The organism is Bradyrhizobium sp. A5 (genome assembly GCF_042076515.1).
GTDB classification, from domain to species: Bacteria; Pseudomonadota; Alphaproteobacteria; order Rhizobiales; family Xanthobacteraceae; genus Bradyrhizobium; species Bradyrhizobium cosmicum.
The window spans coordinates 5,218,817-5,239,134 of record NZ_CP148990.1 but is presented as its reverse complement, the minus strand read 5'-3'; the positions used below and the strand labels follow the sequence as shown (position 1 = coordinate 5,239,134).

The 20,318-nt window shown below is 63.7% G+C and carries 18 protein-coding genes and 1 pseudogene; 11 read left to right on the top strand and 8 right to left on the bottom strand.

Translation table 11 applies throughout. From position 1 onward, the window contains the following. Positions 1–12: 12 nt before the first annotated feature. Positions 13–1,236, top strand: a complete 1,224-nt coding sequence (locus tag WHZ77_RS24940) for a CaiB/BaiF CoA transferase family protein (RefSeq protein WP_375310377.1) — start codon at positions 13–15, stop codon at positions 1,234–1,236. 14 nt (positions 1,237–1,250) lie between these two features. On the opposite strand, the gene WHZ77_RS24935 is transcribed toward WHZ77_RS24940, so the two are convergent. Further along, entirely contained in the window at positions 1,251–1,913 is a 663-nt protein-coding gene (locus WHZ77_RS24935; RefSeq protein WP_375310376.1) for a hypothetical protein, read from the bottom strand. Here WHZ77_RS24935 and WHZ77_RS24930 point away from each other — a divergent pair. From WHZ77_RS24930 to WHZ77_RS24920, 3 genes and pseudogenes are all read left to right on the top strand, one after another. Further along, positions 1,870–2,218, top strand: a pseudogene (locus tag WHZ77_RS24930) (acyl-CoA dehydrogenase); the annotation flags it as partial. The gene WHZ77_RS24935 and the pseudogene WHZ77_RS24930 sit on opposite strands and share 44 nt — an antisense overlap. Before the next feature lie 26 nt (positions 2,219–2,244). Next, on the top strand, positions 2,245–3,021 hold the full coding sequence (locus WHZ77_RS24925; RefSeq protein WP_375310375.1) for an enoyl-CoA hydratase/isomerase family protein: 777 nt from the start codon (positions 2,245–2,247) through the stop codon (positions 3,019–3,021). Between the two features lie 9 nt (positions 3,022–3,030). Further along, entirely contained in the window at positions 3,031–3,891 is an 861-nt protein-coding gene (locus tag WHZ77_RS24920; protein WP_375310374.1) for an amidohydrolase family protein, read from the top strand. 19 nt (positions 3,892–3,910) lie between these two features. On the opposite strand, the gene WHZ77_RS24915 is transcribed toward WHZ77_RS24920, so the two are convergent. The 3 genes from WHZ77_RS24915 to WHZ77_RS24905 form a co-directional block, all read right to left on the bottom strand. Then, positions 3,911–4,399, bottom strand: a complete 489-nt coding sequence (locus tag WHZ77_RS24915; protein WP_375310373.1) for a PaaI family thioesterase — start codon at positions 4,397–4,399, stop codon at positions 3,911–3,913. Positions 4,400–4,472: 73 nt separating this feature from the next. Beyond that, entirely contained in the window at positions 4,473–5,642 is a 1,170-nt protein-coding gene (locus tag WHZ77_RS24910; RefSeq protein ID WP_375310372.1) for an NADH:flavin oxidoreductase/NADH oxidase, read from the bottom strand. Positions 5,643–5,793: 151 nt separating this feature from the next. Then, the gene (locus tag WHZ77_RS24905; RefSeq protein ID WP_375310371.1) at positions 5,794–6,117 is read right to left on the bottom strand and encodes a hypothetical protein; all 324 of its coding nucleotides are present in this window, start codon (positions 6,115–6,117) and stop codon (positions 5,794–5,796) included. Here WHZ77_RS24905 and WHZ77_RS24900 point away from each other — a divergent pair. Further along, positions 6,116–6,475: a hypothetical protein gene (locus WHZ77_RS24900; RefSeq protein WP_375310370.1), complete on the top strand. Its 360-nt coding sequence runs from the start codon at positions 6,116–6,118 to the stop codon at positions 6,473–6,475. The genes WHZ77_RS24905 and WHZ77_RS24900 overlap by 2 nt on opposite strands. An 844-nt stretch (positions 6,476–7,319) precedes the next feature. On the opposite strand, the gene WHZ77_RS24895 is transcribed toward WHZ77_RS24900, so the two are convergent. After that, the gene (locus WHZ77_RS24895; RefSeq protein WP_375310369.1) at positions 7,320–8,564 is read right to left on the bottom strand and encodes an APC family permease; all 1,245 of its coding nucleotides are present in this window, start codon (positions 8,562–8,564) and stop codon (positions 7,320–7,322) included. Positions 8,565–8,827: 263 nt separating this feature from the next. Between WHZ77_RS24895 and WHZ77_RS24890 the strand changes: the two genes are divergently transcribed. After that, entirely contained in the window at positions 8,828–9,898 is a 1,071-nt protein-coding gene (locus tag WHZ77_RS24890; RefSeq protein WP_375310368.1) for an AI-2E family transporter, read from the top strand. A gap of 134 nt (positions 9,899–10,032) precedes the next feature. Beyond that, complete coding sequence (locus tag WHZ77_RS24885; protein ID WP_375310367.1) at positions 10,033–10,260, top strand: hypothetical protein; 228 nt, start codon at positions 10,033–10,035, stop codon at positions 10,258–10,260. 287 nt (positions 10,261–10,547) lie between these two features. On the opposite strand, the gene WHZ77_RS24880 is transcribed toward WHZ77_RS24885, so the two are convergent. Continuing rightward, positions 10,548–11,042 (bottom strand): hypothetical protein, encoded by a 495-nt coding sequence (locus tag WHZ77_RS24880; protein WP_375310366.1) that lies wholly within the window; start codon positions 11,040–11,042, stop codon positions 10,548–10,550. Between the two features lie 159 nt (positions 11,043–11,201). On the opposite strand from WHZ77_RS24880, the gene WHZ77_RS24875 reads away from it, so the two are divergent. The 3 genes from WHZ77_RS24875 to WHZ77_RS24865 are packed head-to-tail and all read left to right on the top strand — an operon-like array spanning position 11,202 to position 17,504. Continuing rightward, positions 11,202–12,467, top strand: coding sequence for an NHLP bacteriocin system secretion protein (locus tag WHZ77_RS24875; protein ID WP_375310365.1), 1,266 nt, complete (start codon positions 11,202–11,204; stop codon positions 12,465–12,467). Beyond that, the gene (locus tag WHZ77_RS24870) at positions 12,460–14,625 is read left to right on the top strand and encodes an NHLP family bacteriocin export ABC transporter peptidase/permease/ATPase subunit (RefSeq protein WP_375310364.1); all 2,166 of its coding nucleotides are present in this window, start codon (positions 12,460–12,462) and stop codon (positions 14,623–14,625) included. Before WHZ77_RS24875 ends, WHZ77_RS24870 begins: the two co-directional genes overlap by 8 nt. After that, positions 14,622–17,504 carry an NHLP bacteriocin export ABC transporter permease/ATPase subunit gene (locus tag WHZ77_RS24865; protein WP_375310363.1) on the top strand — a complete coding sequence of 961 codons (2,883 nt, stop codon included), beginning with the start codon at positions 14,622–14,624 and terminating at the stop codon, positions 17,502–17,504. Before WHZ77_RS24870 ends, WHZ77_RS24865 begins: the two co-directional genes overlap by 4 nt. Positions 17,505–17,628: 124 nt before the next feature. Here WHZ77_RS24865 and WHZ77_RS24860 read toward each other — a convergent pair whose 3' ends face one another. Both WHZ77_RS24860 and WHZ77_RS24855 read right to left on the bottom strand, forming a co-directional pair. Further along, entirely contained in the window at positions 17,629–17,868 is a 240-nt protein-coding gene (locus tag WHZ77_RS24860; RefSeq protein ID WP_375310362.1) for a hypothetical protein, read from the bottom strand. Between the two features lie 157 nt (positions 17,869–18,025). Continuing rightward, a complete protein-coding gene (locus tag WHZ77_RS24855; RefSeq protein WP_375310361.1) occupies positions 18,026–18,913 on the bottom strand; it encodes a VOC family protein in 888 nt (295 codons plus the stop codon). A gap of 165 nt (positions 18,914–19,078) precedes the next feature. On the opposite strand from WHZ77_RS24855, the gene WHZ77_RS24850 reads away from it, so the two are divergent. Next, positions 19,079–20,266, top strand: coding sequence for a CaiB/BaiF CoA transferase family protein (locus WHZ77_RS24850; RefSeq protein ID WP_375310360.1), 1,188 nt, complete (start codon positions 19,079–19,081; stop codon positions 20,264–20,266). The last annotated feature ends 52 nt before the right edge of the window (positions 20,267–20,318 follow it).

Here is a 20,318-nt window from a genome sequence, read left to right as displayed (position 1 = left end):
TGAGACAGACACATGCAGGGTCGACGCAATCTTCCGCTCGATGGCCTTACGGTCATCGATCTTGGTCAGGTCTATCAGGGCCCTTACGCAACTTATCTGATGGCCAAGGCCGGGGCCCAGGTGATCAAGATCGAGCCGCTTGCCGGTGAACCGGTTCGTCAGCGCGACAGCGTCAGTCGCGGGTCGGGCGCACCGTTCGCAATGCTGAACGGTCACAAGAAGTGCATCACGCTGGATCTCAAGTCTGCGAAGGGCAAGGAGATCCTCAAGCGCCTGGTCAAGGGCGCCGACGTCCTGCTGGAAAACTACGCGCCGGGCGTGATGGACAGGCTGGGTGTGGGGTGGTCCGTTCTGCACGAACTCAATCCTCGCCTCGTCTACGCGTCGGGATCCGGTTACGGGCTGTCGGGACCGGACAAGGACAACCTCGCCATGGACGTGACTGTTCAAGCGGTGTCGGGACTCATGAGCGTCACCGGCTTTCCGGATAGTCCGCCTGTCAAGGCCGGTCCGGCGCTGGTCGATTTCATGAGCGGAATTCATCTCTATGCCGGCGTGATGACGGCTTTGTACGAGCGGCAGATCACGGGCGTCGGTCGGCTCGTGGAAGTGGCGATGCAGGAGGCCGTGTTTCCCGCGCTCGCTTCGAACTTGGCCTACATGTACGACATCGGCCGGGCGCCGCCGCGCACCGGAAACCGCCACGGCGGGCTCTCCGCGGCACCGTACAATGTCTATCCAGCGAGCGATGGCTACATCGCGATCATCGCGACCAACGACAGGCACTGGGCCAACCTGCTGCAGGCCATCGGGCGAACGGAACTCGCCGGTGATCCGCGCTTCGCTGACAAGGTCGCGCGCGTTCGCAATATGGACGAAACCGACCAGCTGATCGCGGACTGGAGCTCGAAGATCACCCGCGAGGACGCCTGCGCTGCGCTCGCAAAGTTCAAGGTGCCGTCCGCACCGGTCCGTGACCTCGAAGAGGTGTGCAACGACCGCCACATGCATGCGCGCGGCATGCTGGAGTGGATCGAGCATCCGCAGTTCGGAAGGATCGTGATTCCGGACAGCCCGATCCGCATTCACGGCGCCGACAGGCTACCGGCCGCGGTCTCCTCCAGATTGGGCGCGAACACCGACGAGGTTCTGTCGTCGATGCTCGACATGTCGGAGCCCGAGATCGCTACGCTGCGGAGCGAGGGCGTGATCGGCCCGCGCCCCTCATCCACATAGAGAGAATGTCGATGTCAGCTTCCGAAACCCTCGTCGTCGAAACAGCCGCGCGTGTTCTTGCGGATCTGGCCGATCCGCAGACCATCGTGCAGAAGCGCGACGATGCCTGGAAGGTGCCGCTCTGGTCGTCGCTTCAGGAGATTGGCCTCGACCTCGCATGGGTCTCCGAGGCCGCCGGCGGGGCAGGGGCGTCGCTGGCCGATGGCTTTGGTATCATCCGTGAAGCGGGCCGCGCGGCATTGGCAGTGCCCCTGGCGGAGACGCTTCTGGCCGGGTGGCTGCTGGACCGTGCGGGTCTGACCGCCCCGGGTGGGTCGATAACGGTGGCGCCGGTGCGGCCGAAAGATCATCTCATTCTGGACAGGGCCGGGCGCATCAGCGGTCGTGCCCGCATGGTGCCCTTCGCCAGCGACGTCGAGCATATTGTCGTGCTGGCCACGGCAGACGATGGGGCCGCGGTCGCTCTGGTCCGAAGTGCCGATTGCAAGCTCAAGGCGGGCAAAAGCCTCGCGGGCGATGCGCGTGACGCCGTGGAGTTCGCGAACGTCTTGCCGGTTCATAGCGCGCGCGTGAAGGGCTCGGGGGCGCGCGAAAAGGATGTTCTCTTGCTGATGGGCGCGGCGGCGCGTCAACAAGGCGGCGGGCGCGAAGCCGGACGTGAGGGTGACCGTCGGCATCTGGCGGCTGGTCGCGCAATTGCACACGCTGCGCCGCATGTCCGTTTCGGTGGCGGGGATGCTCGAGGCGGGCCGCGAACCCGTCGTCGAGGCCGCGATCGTCAAGGACCTTGGCACGGTCTGGGAGCAGGGCTTGCCGCATCGGGTCCGCGAGCTCGCTTCGATGCTCGACCTCGAGGACGACGAAGAGGATGCATTCCGCAACGAGCTGGATTTTGAACTCAAGATCGCACCGAAGCTCACAATCCAGGGCGGCACTACGGAAGTCCTGCGCGGCGTCATCGCGCGGACTCGGACTTCGCTGATCACGACAAGAGGAATCTGACACCAGATGAGCACTGATATCGCGGTTACCGCGCAAGGCCACGTCGCAACGATTGAGATCCAGCGGCCACCGCTGAATTATTTCGATCTCCAGCTCATTCGCGACATCGCCGACGCACTCGACAAGATCGACGCGAACGGCGAGATCCGCGCCGTCGTCCTTGCCGCGCAGGGGAAGGCGTTCTGCGCCGGCGCGGATTTCAATACGCCTGCCCAGGACGCACAGGCGAATAACGACCGGCGGGATGGCGGCCACCTCTATATCGAGGCCGTCCGCATCTTCCGGAACAAGAAGCCGATCGTTGCGGCCGTGCAGGGCGCGGCGATCGGCGGCGGCTTTGGCCTGGCGATGTCGGCGGATTTCCGCGTAACTTGCCCCGAGGCCCGGTTTGCCGCGAACTTCACGCGCCTCGGTTTCCATCCCGGGTTCGGATTGACCGTCACGCTGCCGGAAGCCATCGGCAAGTCGAACGCCGAGCTGATGTTCTACACCAGCCGACGCGTCACCGGTGAGCAGGCGCTGGCAATGGGATTGGCGAGCGTTTTGGTTCCTCAGGACCAGGTTCGTGCGGCCGCAATGTCGCTGGCCCAGGAAATCGCTGAATGCTCGCCGCTCGGCCTTCTGTCGACCCGCGCCACCATGCGCGCGGGGCTTGCGGACCGAGTCAAGCATGCGACGGATCACGAACTCACCGAGCAGAATCGCCTGCGCGTGACCGACGATTTCCGCGAAGGCGTCAAATCGACGGCGGAGCGCCGATCCGCCAATTTCACCGGCAAGTGAGGGGCATTCATGACTGAGAAGCTCGAGAAATTCCCGGACGGCAGCACTGACTGCCACGTCCATATCTACGGACCGTTCAATCGCTTCCCGGCCGAACATGCCGGCCGGTTTTCGCCGAAGCAGGAGTTTCCGGTCGAGATGCTGTTCGACGTGTGGGAGTCGATCGGCATCTCGCGCGGCGTCATTGTCCATGCCGGCAACGCCGGCTCGGACAATGAGGTGACGCTCGAAGCCCTCAAGCGCTTTCCGGACAGACTGCGCGCGGTCGCTATCCTCAACCAGGACGTCACCGACAGGCGGCTGGACGAGTTGACCGAGGCCGGCTTCAAGGGCGTGCGCATCAATCTACTGTACCAGGACGGCAAGCCCGTGATGTCGGGCGGCGGGATGAATTTGGACGACCTGAAGGCTTTGGCGCCGCGCATCGCCGAGCGCGGCTGGCATGCGCAGCTCTGGATCGAGACCGGCGATTTGCAGCAGCTCGCGCCCGAAATCGAAAAGCTCCCGCTCGATTTCGTCATCGACCACCAGGGCCGTACCATGGCGGACAAAACCGTCAATTACAGCGGCTACCAATGGTTCTGCGACCGTGGACTCAAGAGCGGCCGCTATTGGTGCAAGCTGTCCGGCGCGGACCGTAACACGCGCATCGGCAGCCCGTACAAGGACACAGAGGATTTCATGAGGGCGCTGGTTGCCGCAAACCCCGACCGGCTGGTCTGGGGCAGTGACTGGCCGCATGTCGGGCACACCGACGATGCAATTCCGAAGGAGGCCGTGCTGATGAATCTGTTCAGGCGGTGCGTGCCCGACGAGGCCGTTCGCAGGAAGATCCTGATCGACAATGCGGCCCGGCTCTACGGCTTCTGAGAGCCACAGGCCGAAGGGATCACGCCGGGCTCTCCCCGGCGGGGTTCTTGGCGCGCAGGGCCGCCGTCGAACTTGCCGTTGCGATGAGCAAATCGTTTGAATCCCGCAGTTCGGCTTCCAGGAAGCCGATGCTGCGTCCCTGTCGGACGACCTTGGCGTAGGCGCGATACAGGCCAGGATGTGCGGGCAGCAAGAACGCGACCTTGATCTCGAGGCTGGCGACCGTGATCCGGTATTCGCCGCGCAATAGGCACGCGGTGGCCATGGCACCGTCGAGCCAGCCCGTGATGATCCCACCCTGCACGATTCCGCCCTTTGGATGCCCTTCGGTCGAATGGCAATGCCGCGGCTCGGCATGCCATTCGATCACGACGCGGTCGCGTGTCTTGTCGTAGGCGACGGCGCCGACGCCGAGCAGTTCCCACGCCGCCGGCCGTCGCGCCTCGGTCTGTTTGATCAAGTCTTCGTACGACATGTTTGCTGTTGGCTCGCAGTTGCTGGATTGCACGAGGCGAGCCGCAGCACGCCTCGCAAACAATCAGCACAAGCAGTATGGCGGTGCAAGCAGCGCCAGGCGGAGGTCAGCTATCCGCCGCGATGCCCTTTTGCCACGTGGAGGGATTTCCGCCGAAGCCGCGGCGGGCGCGCTTTTCGAGCCAGTATCCCATTTGCGGCGGGACCGCGCTGAAGGTCGGATCGACGCCGAGCTTCTGTGCCGCATCCATCGCCCAGTTCGGGTTGTGGATGAACTCGCGGCCGACCGCGACGAGGTCGGCCTTCTTGTCCTGGAGGATCCCTTCGGCCTGGTCGCCGTGAATGATGAGACCGACCGCCATGGTCATGATATCGGCCTCGCGGCGGATATAGTCCGCGAACTGGACCTGATAGCCATACGCGTTGAGGCGGAAGAAATTCGGCACCTTGCTGTTGAGGCCGCCGGTGCTGCAGTCGATGACATCGACGCCCTTCGTTTTCAGGATGCGCACCAGCCGGGCGTTCTCCGCCGGTCCCCAACCCGCCTCGTCCTCGATCGACAGACGGACGAACAGGGGCTTTGACGCTGGCCAATGCGCGCGAACGGATTCGGCGACCTCCACGGCAAATCTCATGCGGTTGGCTTCGCTGCCGCCATAGTCGTCCGTTCGCTGGTTCGCCTCTGGCGAGAGGAACGAATGGATCAGATAACCATGGGCGGCATGCAGTTCGACGACCTCGAAACCTGCCTGGTCGGCGCGCGCGGCCGCCTTGCCCCAGGCGTCGATCGCATCGGGAATTTCACGACGTTCCAGCGCGCGCGGTGTAAAATAGCCGTTGCCGAACGCCAACGCGCTCGGACCGATCAGGTCCCAGCCTTGGACGTCATCGACGTCTGCAAGCTCCTCAGCGGAGAGGATCCCATCGCCCTCCCAGGGGCGCCGGGCCTTGCCCTTCCGGCCGGTATGTCCGAGCTGGATGCCGGCCACCGCGCCGTTCGACTTGATGAAGCCGGCGATCTGGCGGAGTGGTGCGATGAACTTGTCGTCCCAGATGCCGAGGTCTCCGACCGTCCCGCATCCGCGACGTTCGACCTTGGTCGATTCCACGATCACGAGACCCGCGCCGCCGGCCGCGAACTTGCCCGCGTTGCCCAGATGCCAGGGCGTCGGAAAACCGTGCTCTGCAACGTATTGCAGCATCGGCGGGACCACGATCCGGTTCTTGAGCTCGACATCACGGATACGTAGTGGTGAGAACAGCAGCGTTTCGTTCATCCCGGTCTCCCTTGTTGACTTCAGATTAGGGAGCTGGCCCACATATGCCAATGCACGTCAGGGACGGCGTCGCATTTCTATGGATGTGAAAAGAGGCGCTGACGATACCTTGTTGGCTGGACGGCATCGTCCACTCGACCTTTGAGCACCGCTATTTTGTTTCCGGATGGTCTGCAAAAATTGTCGCCAACGCTTTCCCCGATTTCGCGAGAATCTTCTGCCTCGCTTCCGCGATCTGCTCGAGGGGCGGTGCGATCTCTCGCAATCCCATCTCGACCCGAAGATCGTTGAGGGCCCTCTGGTCGAACGCGATCGAGTCGTCGGCCCAGCGGTTCATCTGCTCCGCCCAGAGCTTGCAAAGATCGTTGGCGGAGAGTTGTTCGTACCGGCGGCCGCGTACGAGATAGGATTGCCGATTGTCCGATTGACGGTTCTTGAGCAGCAGCTCGACAGCTTCTCGCGACTGATCGGTCATGGACCACCCTTTCCCGAAGCGTTTCGTCGAGATTCTCAATTCGGGTTCGTTGCGAGATAAGCATAAATTACGCGGGACCGGAAGCGACGCCGGGCACGTCGGTTTTGTTTGCCCTAAGGAAGAGCATTTCGAGCTGAATGCGCTGATGAAGATCGTCAACGGCATCCGGCGCGACGGCTACATGTTCTCCAAGCACATCGTCGTCCAGGACGCGGGTGTGATTGCCGTCCTGCTGCCGAAGCGCGATTTCGGACGCGACCTGGTCCTTGGTGTCGGCGGCCCGGTGTCCCGTCTCGAGGAGCGGCAGGACGAAATTGTGGCTTTTATCCGCGAAGGCATCGCGCGGCACCTGTCGTGATATCAGGCGTATGGCAGAATAAAGCTCGGCCCAGACCGCAGATGAATCGTTGGCAACTCTCATGGCAGGTGGCGCTCGGGGGGATTTGCCCTCGTAGGTCACCGCGCAGGACGTCAGTTTCATTCGACCTGAAATAATGGCCGATCAACAACTGAACCCGCGCCGATGCAGGCACGTGGCGCTCGCGGCCGACACCTTCGGGCCAAGTGAAAAGCGAGCGTGGTGACTTATTTGCATGGCTCAGCCGCTAAGGTCAGTCTTCAATTCAGACGGGGCGCCGCAGACGGAGGCAATTTGGCGGCCCGACAAGATCCTTGCACAAACGGCGTCCGTTCTGGGACTGATGAGGTAAACAGCGAAAGCTTATCAGTTATCTGATGACCGCCTTGAGACGGACGCTTCCCAAGTTGGGAGGTAGTGCCCAGGCGGCTTTCCTCCGCCCGATCACCAAGCCCTCCGACGGATAGAGCATCGCCGTCCGCCGCCGCGCAGGCCACCGACGGGCGGCCTGTGGCGACTGCCGAGCAGGCCGCCTGCCTCCGAGCCGGCCGCTTCCCGCGAAGGCTTCCAGCCGCTTCCGCAGCCGCCTTTGGCCTCAGGCGGCCCGGCCGGGCCAAGTCCTAGAACGCCCAAGAACCGATTGGTCCTGCCGCACGCAGCTGCTACACAGCCCCAGTGTTCGCCTGTGTTTCTGCGAGGTTTTCCGGGGGCGCGCGGAGCCCGATTTCTGACTGGGTACCCTCCCGCCCCAGCCAGGAGCTCCCCTCCCGCTGAAATTGCGTGCAAAACCGGTCTGGCTGGCTGCACAGCTCTGCGGCACGCTGGACCAGGCCATTCGATGGGATCATCGAATGATGAGATCGAGCGCAAGAAGCAGAAGACTGGAGATCAGGCCCGCGAACGGCACCCAGCGCGGGCAGATGAATGCACCCAGCGGCGGCACGTCGTTGCCGCTTTTGATCTTGATGAGCGCGAGATTGATGGTGGCGAAGACCACGAGCGTGAAGCGCGCCGTCAGATCCGCAAGGCCCGCAAGAGGAACCGCCAGCGCGAGCGATAAAATAGCCGCGACGCCAATCGCGGTCGCCAGAAGAGGCGTGTGCGTGACCGGGTTCAGTCTTGCGAGGACCCTCGGCAGGTTGCCCTGGTCGGCAAGACCGTAGATCACCCGGCCAATCATGATCATATGAACAATGATGCCGTTGAGTGTCGCCACCACGGCAATTGCACTCATGGTGATGAGCGGCATGCCGGTGAGACGTTCGAAGACGAGAGCAAGGGGCGCTGAGGACTGCGAGAGTTCCTGTGGAGGCACTGCCGTCACGGCGATCCATACGACCATGGCGTAGATGAGGGCGGTCAGACCCAGGGTCAGGAACAGCGCGCGGGGCAGGGTCCGACTGGGATCCTTCAGTTCCTCTGCAACGTTGACGACATGCTCGAACCCGATGAAGGCAAACACCGCGATGAGTGATGTCCCGGCGATTCCGGTCCAGGCTGCGGTATCACCGACCGAAGGCCATAGCTCTGGAAGGCGGGTGACAACGTCGGTGCCGTGGCCGAGGCCGGCAACAATGATCAGCACCAGGCCGCCGACTTCGACAAGCGTCATGGCACCCGCGAAAGTGACCGATTGGACCGTAGCGAGGCATGCCAAGCCGCCCATCGCCAGGACAACCGCAGCAATGATCCAGGACGCCGGTGCAGAGACAAAGACCGCAACATAACCCGAACTGCCAACGCTGATCGTGGCGGCCGATACCGATGCGGTCGCGACCACGAGAAGCCCGACGGCCAAACTGAGCCAGTTGCGCTTGAATGCAGCCTGTACATAAGCCGCCTCGCTGGCGCTCACCGGCATGCGCGTACCCAATTCCGCAAATGATGCCGCGCTAAAGGCCATGACGAGCGCTGCGCCAACGAAGGCAAGAGGCGCGTGCATGCCACTGCGTCCGGCAGCAATGCCGACGAGAACGTAGATTCCGGCTCCGATGGTGACGCCCAGCCCGTACAGAACCGCGTGGGTCAGTGTCAGCGCGCGGACAAGGCGTGGTGAGGCCTCTTGTGCTGACGCACGCAGGGCAGACATTCAATGTTCTCCTCAGCGAGATGTGCTTGTCGCATTACGTGCGCATCGCGGGTTGATCCAGCGCAATGCAGCGCGCCCAGTCGTCCCATGGTATCCCGACCGTCCCGGGCGCCAACCGGGCCCGTTCCACGGAAATCGACCGTTGCGATCCGGCGCAAACCAGGCGCTTAAGTGCTATCAATCTCGTGGTGAGGATCCCATCCTCTTGAGATCGCCGCGAAAGCGGCCTTGGTGTCATACACTTGATATAGCGGGAAGCCGATATGAGCGCCTTCGAAGACAAAGTTTTCCTCGGCTTGGTCGTCGCGGTGTCAGTGGCGTTCGGCTGGATTCTCTGGCCATTCTACGGCGCGATTCTCTGGGGCGTCGTCGCGGCGGTCGTATTTGCGCCGCTCTACCGGAGACTGTTGGAGGGCCTCCAGCAGAGGCGTAGCCTGGCTGCGATCGCAACGGTGATGATCGTTGTGACGATGGTCATTTTGCCATTGGCGTTGGTCGGCGCGGCGCTCGCTCGGGAGGCGTCGGCCGTGTATGGGCGAATTCAGTCCGGGGAACTGGATCTCGTGCGGTCGTTTCAACAGATCGTCGACGCACTTCCCCTCTGGGCAACCGGTCTGCTCGACCGCTTCGGTATCGCGAGCCTGGGCGGAGTCCAGGAGAAACTCTCCGGTGCTCTCCTGAAGGGAAGCCAGTTCATTGCTGCGCAGGCGCTCGACATCGGTCAAAGCACCTTCGGATTCTTTGTAGATCTCTTTGCCATGCTGTACTTGCTGTTCTTCCTGTTTCGGGACGAGACGACCCTGTCGAAGCGGGTGAGATATGCAATACCCCTGCGCCCTGAACAACTGAATGCTCTCCTGCTCAAATTCACCATTGTCATCCGCGCGACCGTCAAGGGAGACCTGCTCGTCGCGCTTCTGCAGGGTGCTCTCGGCGGCGTGATGTTCTGGTTTCTGGGCATCAACGCCTCGCTGCTTTGGGCCGTCTTGATGGCCTTCCTCTCGCTCCTTCCGGCTATCGGATCTGGCTTGGTGTGGATGCCGGTGGCAATCTATCTTCTCGCAACCGGCGCCACCTGGCAGGGAATCCTGCTGATCGCCTATGGCGCTTTTGTCATTGGCTTGGTGGACAATTTCCTGCGCCCGATGCTCGTCGGCAAGGACACCAAGATGCCCGATTATGTGGTGTTCTTTTCCACCCTTGGCGGGATCGAAGCGTTCGGTCTGAACGGCTTCGTCATCGGTCCGGTGATCGCGGCCATGTTTATCGCGCTGTGGGATATCTTTTCGGCGTCGAGACAGACGAATGACCCTGCCGCGACAATGGCCCCGTGAGCCCCTTCGGATCGCAGCGACAAAAGCACCGCCCATGATGACCGGGTGACCGGGATCACAGCAGCTCCGGCGGCGCGCCGGCATGTTTCCTGTGGTTGCGGGATGGACTCGCAGCGTCAACGGGAGACACGACGATGAGCGTTCCGACGAACAACGACTTTGCAAATTGCGAGCTCTCGCTCGATGAGCTTGATGCCGTCGCTGGTGGCGGCCTGTGGGGCTGGATCAAGCACGAGGCGTCCTCAGCCTGGGACTGGCTCAAGCACGATGGGTTGAAAGTCGCGGAAGCCATCATCAAGGTGATTACCCATCCCCCGACGGGCTCAGGCCCGGGTCCGACCGTGCCGCACAGAATGTCCTGACGGCCAGCCAGGTCCACAGCTGTTTAACTTGCGCATCCCGGGCCTTCGGCCCGGGATATTCAATTGAAGGATGCGCGTCGACCTGTGTGACGACGATCACCGCGCAACCGGGCCGGTCATGGAATATTTTGCCGGACAGGCCAGTCAATAATTCGCAGCGCATCATCCGATCGGATGACCTCTTTCAACTCACGATCCGGCAAGGTCCGACCCTATGCGACACGTCCGTCAGCCGTCACCGCCATCGGCGGTCTCCATTCCGTCATCGCGCGCGGCGATCGGGCGGCTCAAAGCCGGGAGCGAATAGAACCGAGAATCCCGGCCGTCGTGTCCACGACTTGAAGCGCCTGTTGGGACTTGGCCAGCGCCAGCGCGGATCTCGTACATTGATCGGGAAGCTGCGCAATCTTCTTACGCTGGCTTGCAAGGATGCTGGTCGACTGATCGATGGCAAATCTCACCACATCGCGGGTCGGATCGTTCTCACCGACGTTGGTCAGCTCCTTCTCGATCGTGATCAGATACTCGTAACTGGACAGCTCTTGCGAAATCTCGACAAGGTTCTGCATCGTGGACTTGACGCAATCTGCATCGACGGCGGTGATGTCAGGCCGCTTCGTGGTCTGGACGAGATCGCCCATCAGGCCCGCGAACATCGGCCGGAGATCCTCGACCTTCTTCAAATCGGCCTGGCTGAGAACGCCGGCCAGGCACGCGTTCACGCACACATTGGTGGCGAGCAGAACGCCAAGGCATCGCCATGCGCGCCGTGCGGCGAGCACGCGTTCCGTTGCGACAGGTGTGATGCGATCCGTTTGCCATCTCATCAGCTGCGTCCGATCTCTTCCGCCTCGACAGGTTCAATCCGGTCTCGTCGCAAGCTTAACGCCGCCGGGCAGATCGCTCAATCGCATTCTCGGACGGCGGTGGGAGGCTGAACTGTGACCACCGGTGCCGAACAGATTTTTCGCGCCAGCGCGTTGCAGCGTGCGGCATCGCCCGACGAGCTCGACCATCTCGTCGCGATCACCAGGCCGGCCGACTGGATCTTCGCCGCCGTCGTGACGGCCGCGCTGGTCGCGGCGATCGTCTGGGGTATTTTCGGCCGGATTCCGTCGCGCGTCTCGGGGCAGGGAATCCTGGTCGGCAGCGGTCGCGTCGTCGATGCGGTCTCCGCCGCGGAAGGACGGCTTGCGTCGCTCGGCGTTTCGGTCGGCGACCATGTCGAGCGCGGGCAGGTGATTGCGCAGATCTCACAAACCGAGATCGAGCAGAAATACGGCAACGCCGCGGAAACGTACAAGGAGCGTCAGCGCGAACACGACGACATGGCCGCGAAGGTCGCGGCGGAGCTTGCCGTCAAGGCCTCCAATTTCGAGAAGCTGGAGGCCGCCTTCAACAAGGTGATCGAGGCGACGGGCCAGCGCGTTCAGTCGCTCGATATCGACGTGAAGAACCTCGAGCAGCTGATGACAAAGGGCCTGACAACGCGCAAGACGCTGGAGGACCGCCGCCTCGAATTGACCGAAGCCCAGCAGCGGCGGACGGATTCGCAGAACGAAATCCTCAAGCTTCATGCGCAGAAGGCCGACCTCGAAACCCAGCGCGCGCGCGAATTGCAGCAGGCCGAGTTCGCGGCCAACAATGCGCGCCGGGAGATGCAGGCGCTGGCGGGAACCCTGGGGCGCAATTCGCGGGTCTTGAGTCCGATTGCCGGGCGCGTGCTGGAGATCAAGACGTCGACCGGCTCGGTCCTTGGCGTCGGCACGCCGGTGGTCCTGATCGAGGACGAGGGCGCCAAGCTCGAGGCGGTCGTCTATATCCCCGCGGATCAGGGCAAGAGCGTCAAGCCGGGCTTCCAGGTGCGCGTGGCGCCGAGCACCGTCAAGCGCGAGGAATTCGGCACGATGATCGGGGTCGTCTCGAGCGTCTCCGAATTTCCCGTGACCCCCCAGGGTATGACGGCCGTCCTCCACAACGATCAGCTCGTCAAGGTGTTCTCGCATGACGGCGCGCCTTACGCTGTCGCCGTGTCCCTGAGCCAGGACGCGTCGACGGTGAGCGGGTATCGATGGGCGGTCGGACGGGGGCCGCAAGTTCACCTGACCAGCGGCACTCTGGCCCAGGCCGAAATCACCACCCGGAACCGGCGCCCGCTGGATCTCGTCGTCCCCCTCCTCAGGAAGCTGACCGGGGTCGATGGATAGTCAGGCTTCACCGATCTCCGGAATCAAGAAGACACCGACGATTCTGCAGATGGAGGCGGCGGAATGCGGCGCGGCCTGCCTCGCCATGGTGCTCGCGTTCCATGGCCGGTGGGTGCCGCTCGAACAATTGCGCGTCGAATGCGGCGTCTCGCGCGACGGCAGCAAGGCGAGCAACATCGTCAGGGCGGCGCGCCGCTTCGGCCTGTCCGCCAAGGGATTTCGGCAGGAGCTCGCGACACTGCGTTCCGCGCCGACACCTTGCATCATTCACTGGAACTTCAACCATTTCGTCGTCCTCGACGGGATCGAGGAGAAGTACGCTTACATCAACGACCCCGCCTTCGGGCGGCGCCGCATCGGCATCGACGAGCTCGACAGGAGCTTTACCGGCGTCGTGCTCACCATGGAGCCGGACGCCGGATTCGTCCCGCAAGGCAGCAAGCCCGGCGGGCTGCGCCTGCTGGTCCGCGAGCTTCGCGGCTCGAAGGCCACGGCCGGACTGCTTGTCCTGCTCAGCTTCGTCATGGTCATTCCCGGCCTCGTCGCCGCGAGCTTCTCGAAGATCTTCATCGACGACATCCTGATCCAGCATCTGACGGGGTGGCTGCGGCCGCTGCTGGTCGGCATGGCCATCACCGCGCTGATCCGCACGATTCTGACGCTGCTGCAGCAATCGCTGCTGCTGAGGCTGCAGACCAAGCTCTCGGTGGTGATGATCAGCCGGTTTCTCTGGCGGGTGATGGCACTCCCGATGGAGTTCTTCACCCAGCGCCACGCCGGCGACATCGCGACGCGCGTCGCCGCCAACGAGCAGATCGCGCGGCTGCTGGCAGGCGGAATTGCGGCAAACGTGCTCAATCTCACCTCCGTCGTATTCTTTGCCGCCGCGATGGCGATCTACGACATATGGCTGGCCGCGATCTGCATCGGCCTGTCGCTGCTCAACGTCCTGTCCCTGCGGCTCTCACACCGGCGCCGGGAGGATCTCAGCCGCGGACTGTCACAGGAGCGCGGCAAGTCGCTGGGAGCGGTCGTCAGCATCGTCAGGTCGATCGAGACGATCAAGGCGAGCGGCCTCGAAGACGAGGCGTTCGGACAATGGTCCGGCATCCAGGCCAAGGTTCTGAATGCCGAGCGCGATCTGGCCTCGTCCTCGATCATGCTCGACATGATCCCGACATTGATCTCCGGCATGACCATGACGGCGATCCTGATCCTCGGCGGTCTGCGGGTCATCGAGGGATCGCTGACGCTCGGCAGTCTCGTCGCCTTCCAGTCGCTGATGGCCAGCTTCTCCGAGCCGGTGGCGACGCTCGTCAACCAGGCCGGCGGATTTCAATTGATCCGAGGGGCGCTCGACCGCCTCGAAGACGTCTACAACTATCCGCTCGGCGACACGGCGAAGGATGATGCATCGGGCCAGCGCTTCCCCGCGAAGCTCGCCGGACGCATTGAGCTCCGGAACGTGCAGTTCGGCTATTCGCTGCTCGAGCCGCCTCTGATCGCCGATCTCTCGATCGCCGTCAGTCCGGGATCGCGTGTGGCGCTCGTCGGCGCGTCCGGCAGCGGAAAGTCGACGCTGGGCCGCCTGATCTGTGGGCTCAACAAGCCGTGGGCCGGTGAAATCCTGATCGACGGCGCTCCGCTCCAGGATGTCCCGCCGAACATCCTGGCAAACTCCATCGCCTATGTGGACCAGGACATTTTCCTGTTCGAGGGAACGGTGCGCGACAATCTCACGCTGTGGGACTGGACCGTTCCGGATGTCGACCTGACCCGGGCGCTGAAGGACGGCGAGATCCAGGACGAGATCGCCATCAGGGCCGGCAATTACGAGTCCTATGTCAACGAGGGCGGGACGAATTTCAGCGGCGGGCAGCGTCAGCGCATCGAGATCGCTCGCGCTCTCGTCGGCCGTCCCTCCATCGTGGTTCTCGACGAGGCGACCGCCGCGCTCGATCCGGTCACGGAGAAGGCGATCGACGACAATCTGCGCCGCTCCGGCTGTACCTGCGTCATCATCGCGCATCGGCTGAGCACGATCAGGGATTGCGACGAGATCGTCGTGTTGCGGCAGGGGAAGGTCGCCGAGCGCGGAACGCACGAGACCCTGCTGGCGCTGGGCGGCGAGTATGCGCGACTGGTGTCTCAGGAATGACGGGTCACGTCGAAAGCATTGTGTCGGGTGCGAGCCTTGTCGCGTCGGCGGAATTGCCGATCGAGCTGGCGCTGGATAGCCGCCGTCCCATCCTGCTCGATCACCATGGCTGGGTGCTCGAGATTGTCGCCGGCCATGTCGACATTTTTGCCGTTGATGTCGGCGACGGCGGATACGGCGGCAGACATCATCTGTTTCGGGTCGAGAGCGGGGACATCGTTCCCGATCTGCCGTCCGCCGGCGGCTTGAGCTTCATTGCGGTCGGAACCGACGGCTCGCGCGCGTCTGCGCGTTGGAGAGCCGAGCCGTCATCAGAGGCCCAGGCAATGCGCTGGATCGATCGTCTCGCGCGCTTCGTTGCGGGATCGGCGCCGCTGTGGCAGATGGCCGAAGTGCCGGAAGGCGAGGCTGCATTGCCGCCAGGCGCGTGCGGCCGCGGCCCGATGCGGGGCCTGCTCTGGCTGACCGTGGTGCGCGGTCAGCTCAGGCTGATGGGAGCAGGGACGGCTTACGCGGCAGGAAGCCATCCGCTGCCTTTGACGTCCGGCCTGTGGGTCCAGGCCGGCGAGGAAGGGTGTGCGGTGATTGCCTCCAGTGCGGCACCTGTCGCCGGCGCGATCTGGCCGGCGATCGATCAGTTTCACCAGAGCTTCGTCGCATGCGTGCAGGGCATGCTGGCCCGTGAGCGACTGGACGAAAGCGAGCGTCTGGCGAATCGGAACGCGCTCGCGGCCGCGCAATCGATGGAAGCCTTCGATCGCCTGTCCGGCATCATGGTGCGGCGCTTCGATCACGACGCGGACGATGCATCCCGGTCGGACCGGCTGGCCGGCGCCTGCCAGATCGTCGGCGGCGCGATGCGCACGCCGATTGCGATCTCCGGACGGATCGACGGCGCCCGGCAGGATTTCACCGCCCTTGCCCAAATCGCGCAGGATGCCCGCCTGCGGCTGCGACAGGTGCTGCTCCGGTCGGATTGGTGGAGAACCGATGCCGGACCGCTGGTCGGCTGGCTTGGCGAGCAGCGCGAACCCGTCGCTTTGGTCTACGAGCCGGGCCGTGGATATGTCATGACCGATCCGTTGACGAAAATTCGTCGGCGGGTCGATCGCTCCGTGGCGATGCAGATCGCTCCGGAAACGGCGATGTTTTATCCGCCGCTGCCGTCACGATCCCTGAAGTCTTCCGATCTTCTTCAATTCGCGCTGCGCTACGCGCGGGGGAGCGGCCTGCGAATCGCGCTGGCGGTCGCCGTGATCGGGCTTTTGTCCCTGGTGACACCCTTCGTCACCAATCTGCTGATCAGCTCCATCATCCCGAGATCGGAGCTCGACCAGCTCGTGTTCTGCGCGCTGGCGCTGGGTCTGACGGCGCTGTCGGTGGCCGGTGTGCAGGTCATGCAAGGCCTCGTCATGCTCCGGATGGAAGCGACGATCGACTGGCGATTGCAGGCGGCGATGATCGATCGTCTGCTCAGGCTGCCGACCGCCATCTTCCGGGAGTTCACGGCCGGCGAGCTGGTCGACCGCGCGATGGGCATCGACGCCGCGCGGCGTGCGCTGACGGGCCACGCGCTGCGCGGGATGATCGCCGGCCTGTTCTGCGTGTTCAGCCTTGGCTTGATGCTCTACTACAGTCCCAAATTGGCGTTGATCGCGCTTGCGCTGACGTCAGTCAGGGCGGCTGCGATCGTCGGCACCAACCTGATCCGGCTGCATTTCGAGACGAAGCACTTCAATCAGCAGGGCAAGGTCAGCGGATTTGTTCTTCAATTGCTGACGGGCGTCGGCAAGCTGCGGGTATCGGGGGCGACGCAGCGCGCGCTGGGAATCTGGTCGAGGCAGTTCGCGACCCAGAAGCAGTATTTCGTGTCGTCGCAGGTCGCGGGCAACGGCCTCGGTGGATTCGAGACCGCATTTCCCACCATCGCGACGCTGATCATCTTCGCCTATGCGTCCTATTCGGACAGCAATCTGCTGAAGGACATCGGCACGTTCTTCGCGTTCTTTTCCGCCTTCGGCCAGGCGATGGGCGCCATCGGCGCCTGGGCCGGCGGCTTGAGCGAGGCGCTCATCGCCATACCGCCGCTGGTCCGGCTGCGACCTCTCATCGCCAGCCCCACGGAGATTTCCGACGACCGGACATCGCCGGGAGAGCTGTCCGGATCGATCGAGCTTGCGCGCGTGTCGTTCCGGTATCTTTCGAGCGGCCCCATGGTGCTCGACAACGTCACATTGAAGATTGCGCCGGGAGAATACGTCGCGATCGTCGGTCCGTCCGGAAGCGGAAAATCGTCCTTGTTCCGGCTTCTCCTCGGGTTCGAGCACCCGGAATCGGGCGCGGTGTTCTACGACGGCAAATCGATCGGGACGCTGGATGCCAGCGCCGTGCGGCGCCAACTTGGCGTCGTGCTGCAGAGCGCGAAGCTGGCGAACGGAACCATCTACGAGAACATCTGCGGCGGGCTCCGGCTGCCGCTCGACCAAGCCTGGGAAGCTGCGCGCCTCGCGGGAATCGAAGACGACATCAAGGCCATGCCGATGGGCATGCTGACCCAGGTGTCAGAGGGTGTCAGCACTCTCTCCGGAGGACAGCGGCAGCGCATCATGATCGCGCGCGCCATCGCGCGGCGTCCGCGCGTCCTGCTGTTCGACGAGGCGACGAGCTCGCTGGACAATCGATCCCAGGCCATCGTCAGCGATGCGCTGGAAAACCTCAACGTCACCCGGATCGTGATCGCGCACCGGCTCAGCACAGTGCAGCGCGCCGACCGGATCATCGTGCTGGTCGACGGCAAGATTGTCGAGACCGGAACGTTCGAGGAGCTGAGCGCCGCCGGAGGAACCTTCTCGCTATTCGCGCGGCGACAGATGCTGTGAGATGCGCCGGCGATGATACCGAGGTGACCGGTGGCTGGCGATAACAGCAAAGAACTCCCGGGCTGGGGTCCGGGAGTTTGGTTGTCGTGAATTGAATCAGGGCGTCTTGCCTCGCGCTTCAGGCTCAGTTCTGCCTCGTCGCAGCCTGACCACCGACGACAATCGCGCCGCCGCCGACGAAGATGCCGGCAATCACCGCAACCGGCGTGCTCGAGAGGAATTTGCCGATGGCCTGGCCTGCGTCGTGGATCTGGTTCCCGAGCCAGTGCGTGGCGCTGCTGAACCAGCCGCCGCCGGCGACTTCATCGAGCTGTTCGATCGAGAGTTCAAAGTTCGCGCCGTCGTTGTTGATCTGATGGGCCATGTTATCTCACCTGTCTTGACGCTGCGGGATCATCCTCGCAACTGTGGACAGGATGCCGCACGCGTCCGCTGCTCGCCGTGACTGGAGTCACGCTGGTGCGGGCGGCCGTGATTTTGTCGCTGGCGTGCTAGTCTCGGCAGCATTGTCCAGGCAGCGCTCATCCCTCGTATTGATCCAGCCCCATCGCCCATGACACTTGATCGTGGCCGTTGGCGTAGTTGCGGTTGTTCACCGCCGGATTGCGATTGACCATCGGCCGCATGAACATCGGATGCGTCGCGCTGCGGACCTCATGCTCGACCGTGAACAGCGGCTTGCCGCTGTCGAGGTCGACGATGTCGCAGAACCGGTACTGGTACTGGTTGTCCTCGCGCGAGACCAGGTCGCGCGCGAGCAGCTTGCGGTACGGGCCGGAGAAGTCGGTGACGTACATCTGCACATGATGGCCGTCATAGCCGGGCAGCGGCCGGTCGGTCTCACGAAACAAGAGATGCTGGTCGCGCCCCGTCTGCACGGCGGCGACCGTGCCGTCGCCGTCCCGCAAGCTTGCGGGCATGTTCATGACCTCGGGGTAGAATGCGCAGATCGCCGGCACCGTTCCAGCCGGCACGTCGAACTCGACATAGGGAATGCCGAGCGCGATGCGCCCGAAGCGCGCCGCGTCCGGTTCGTGGATGCGCATGCGGTTGCCCCACGGACAAATCGCCTCGACGTAGTCGTTATGCTCGGCGAAAGCGAATGCCGTGCCCTCGAGCTTCTTCGCGACGGAGGCCAGGCGTTGCAGCAGCGCCTCGCGGCCCTCGATCACCAGCCCGGTATGGCCGCGCAGCACCTGCGGCTTGCCGCTCGGCAGATGAAACTGGCTGCGTCCGGCATTGATCCACATGTTGGTGTCGGACACCATCAGATAGGGATCGCGGGTGAGCCCGAGCCCGGTGACGTAGAACAGCGCGGCGAGGCGCTGATCCGGGACCTGGATGTTGACGTGCTCGAAATGGATCGCATTGCCGAGATCTTCTTGGGATCGATCGAATTGTTGCGGCATGGATGTGCTTCTCGTTGGGGGACGGACACGCCATACTAGAGCACAATTTCCGCCGGCCGAAACCGGCCGGCGATCACATCTCGAGAGCAGGCGCAATGTCCGTTGCCGGCTTGCCGTGGCAGCCAGTCCCTGTAATCTGGCAAGAACATGGAAGGGAAGGGATCGATGGGAGGAGTTTTGGAGGGCGTGCGCGTCCTCGATTTCGGGCGCTATATCGCCGGGCCCTATTGCGCGACCTTGCTGGCAGAATTCGGCGCCGAGGTCATTCGTGTGGAGAAGCGCGACGGCAGCGAGGACCGCTTCGTGGCGCCGGTCGGCGAAGGCGGCGAAGGCGCGCTGTTCCTTCAGGTCAACCGCAACAAGAAGTGCATCACGCTCGACCCGATGAAGCCGGAAGGGCAGGAGGTGATGCGCCGGCTGGTGGCAACTGCCGACGTCGTCGTCGCCAATCTGCCGCCGCAGACCTTGCATGCGATGAAGCTCGACTACGACTCGCTGAAGGCGATCAAGCCCGACATCATCCTGACCACGGCCACCGCGTTCGGCGGGCCGGGGCCCTGGTCCGACCGCGTCGGCTTCGACGGCGTCGGGCAGGTCATGTCAGGCTCGGTCTACATGACCGGCGCCGGCGATCCGCCTTACCGGGCCGCGGTGAACTGGGTCGATTTCGGCACCGCGCTGCATTGCGCGTTCGGCACGCTCGCCGCGCTGATGGAGCGGGCCAAATCCGGGCGCGGGCAGATCGTCGAGGGCGCGTTGCTTGCGACCGCGCTGTCCTTCACCAATGCCACGCTGATCGAGCAGGCCGTCATCAACGTCAATCGCGTGCCATCAGGCAATCTCGGCCAGACCGCAGCGCCAGCCGACATCTACCGCACCAGGGACGGCTGGGTGCTGTGCCAGGTGACGGGTCATCCGCTGTTCAAGCGCTGGGCCAGGCTGATGGGCGAGGAGGAGCAGTGGCTGAACGATCCGCGCTTTGCCGACGACATCAGCCGCGGCAACAACGGCCCCGTCATCAGCGAGCGCATGGCGCGCTGGTGCGCCGAACGCACCACGCAGGAGGCCGTCGACGCGCTGGGCAAGGCGATGATTCCGACCGGGCCCGTGCTGAGCCCGCAACAGGCGCTGGATCATCCGCACATCCGTGCCGCCGGCTTCCTGCAGGACGTCGATTATCCCGGCTTGCCGAAGTCCGCGCCGGTCGCCCGCGCCGCGGTCCGACTGTCGGAAACGCCGGGTGAAATTGCAAGTCGTCCGCCGACGCTCGGCGAGCATACTGATCTCGTGCTGGCCGAGCTCGGTTATGACGAAGCCGCAATCGCGGCGCTGCGGCAGGGCGGGATCATCTAGCCGAGCGGATTGGACCATGCCAGGCGGCCCCGCCATTTGCGGAGCCGCTCCG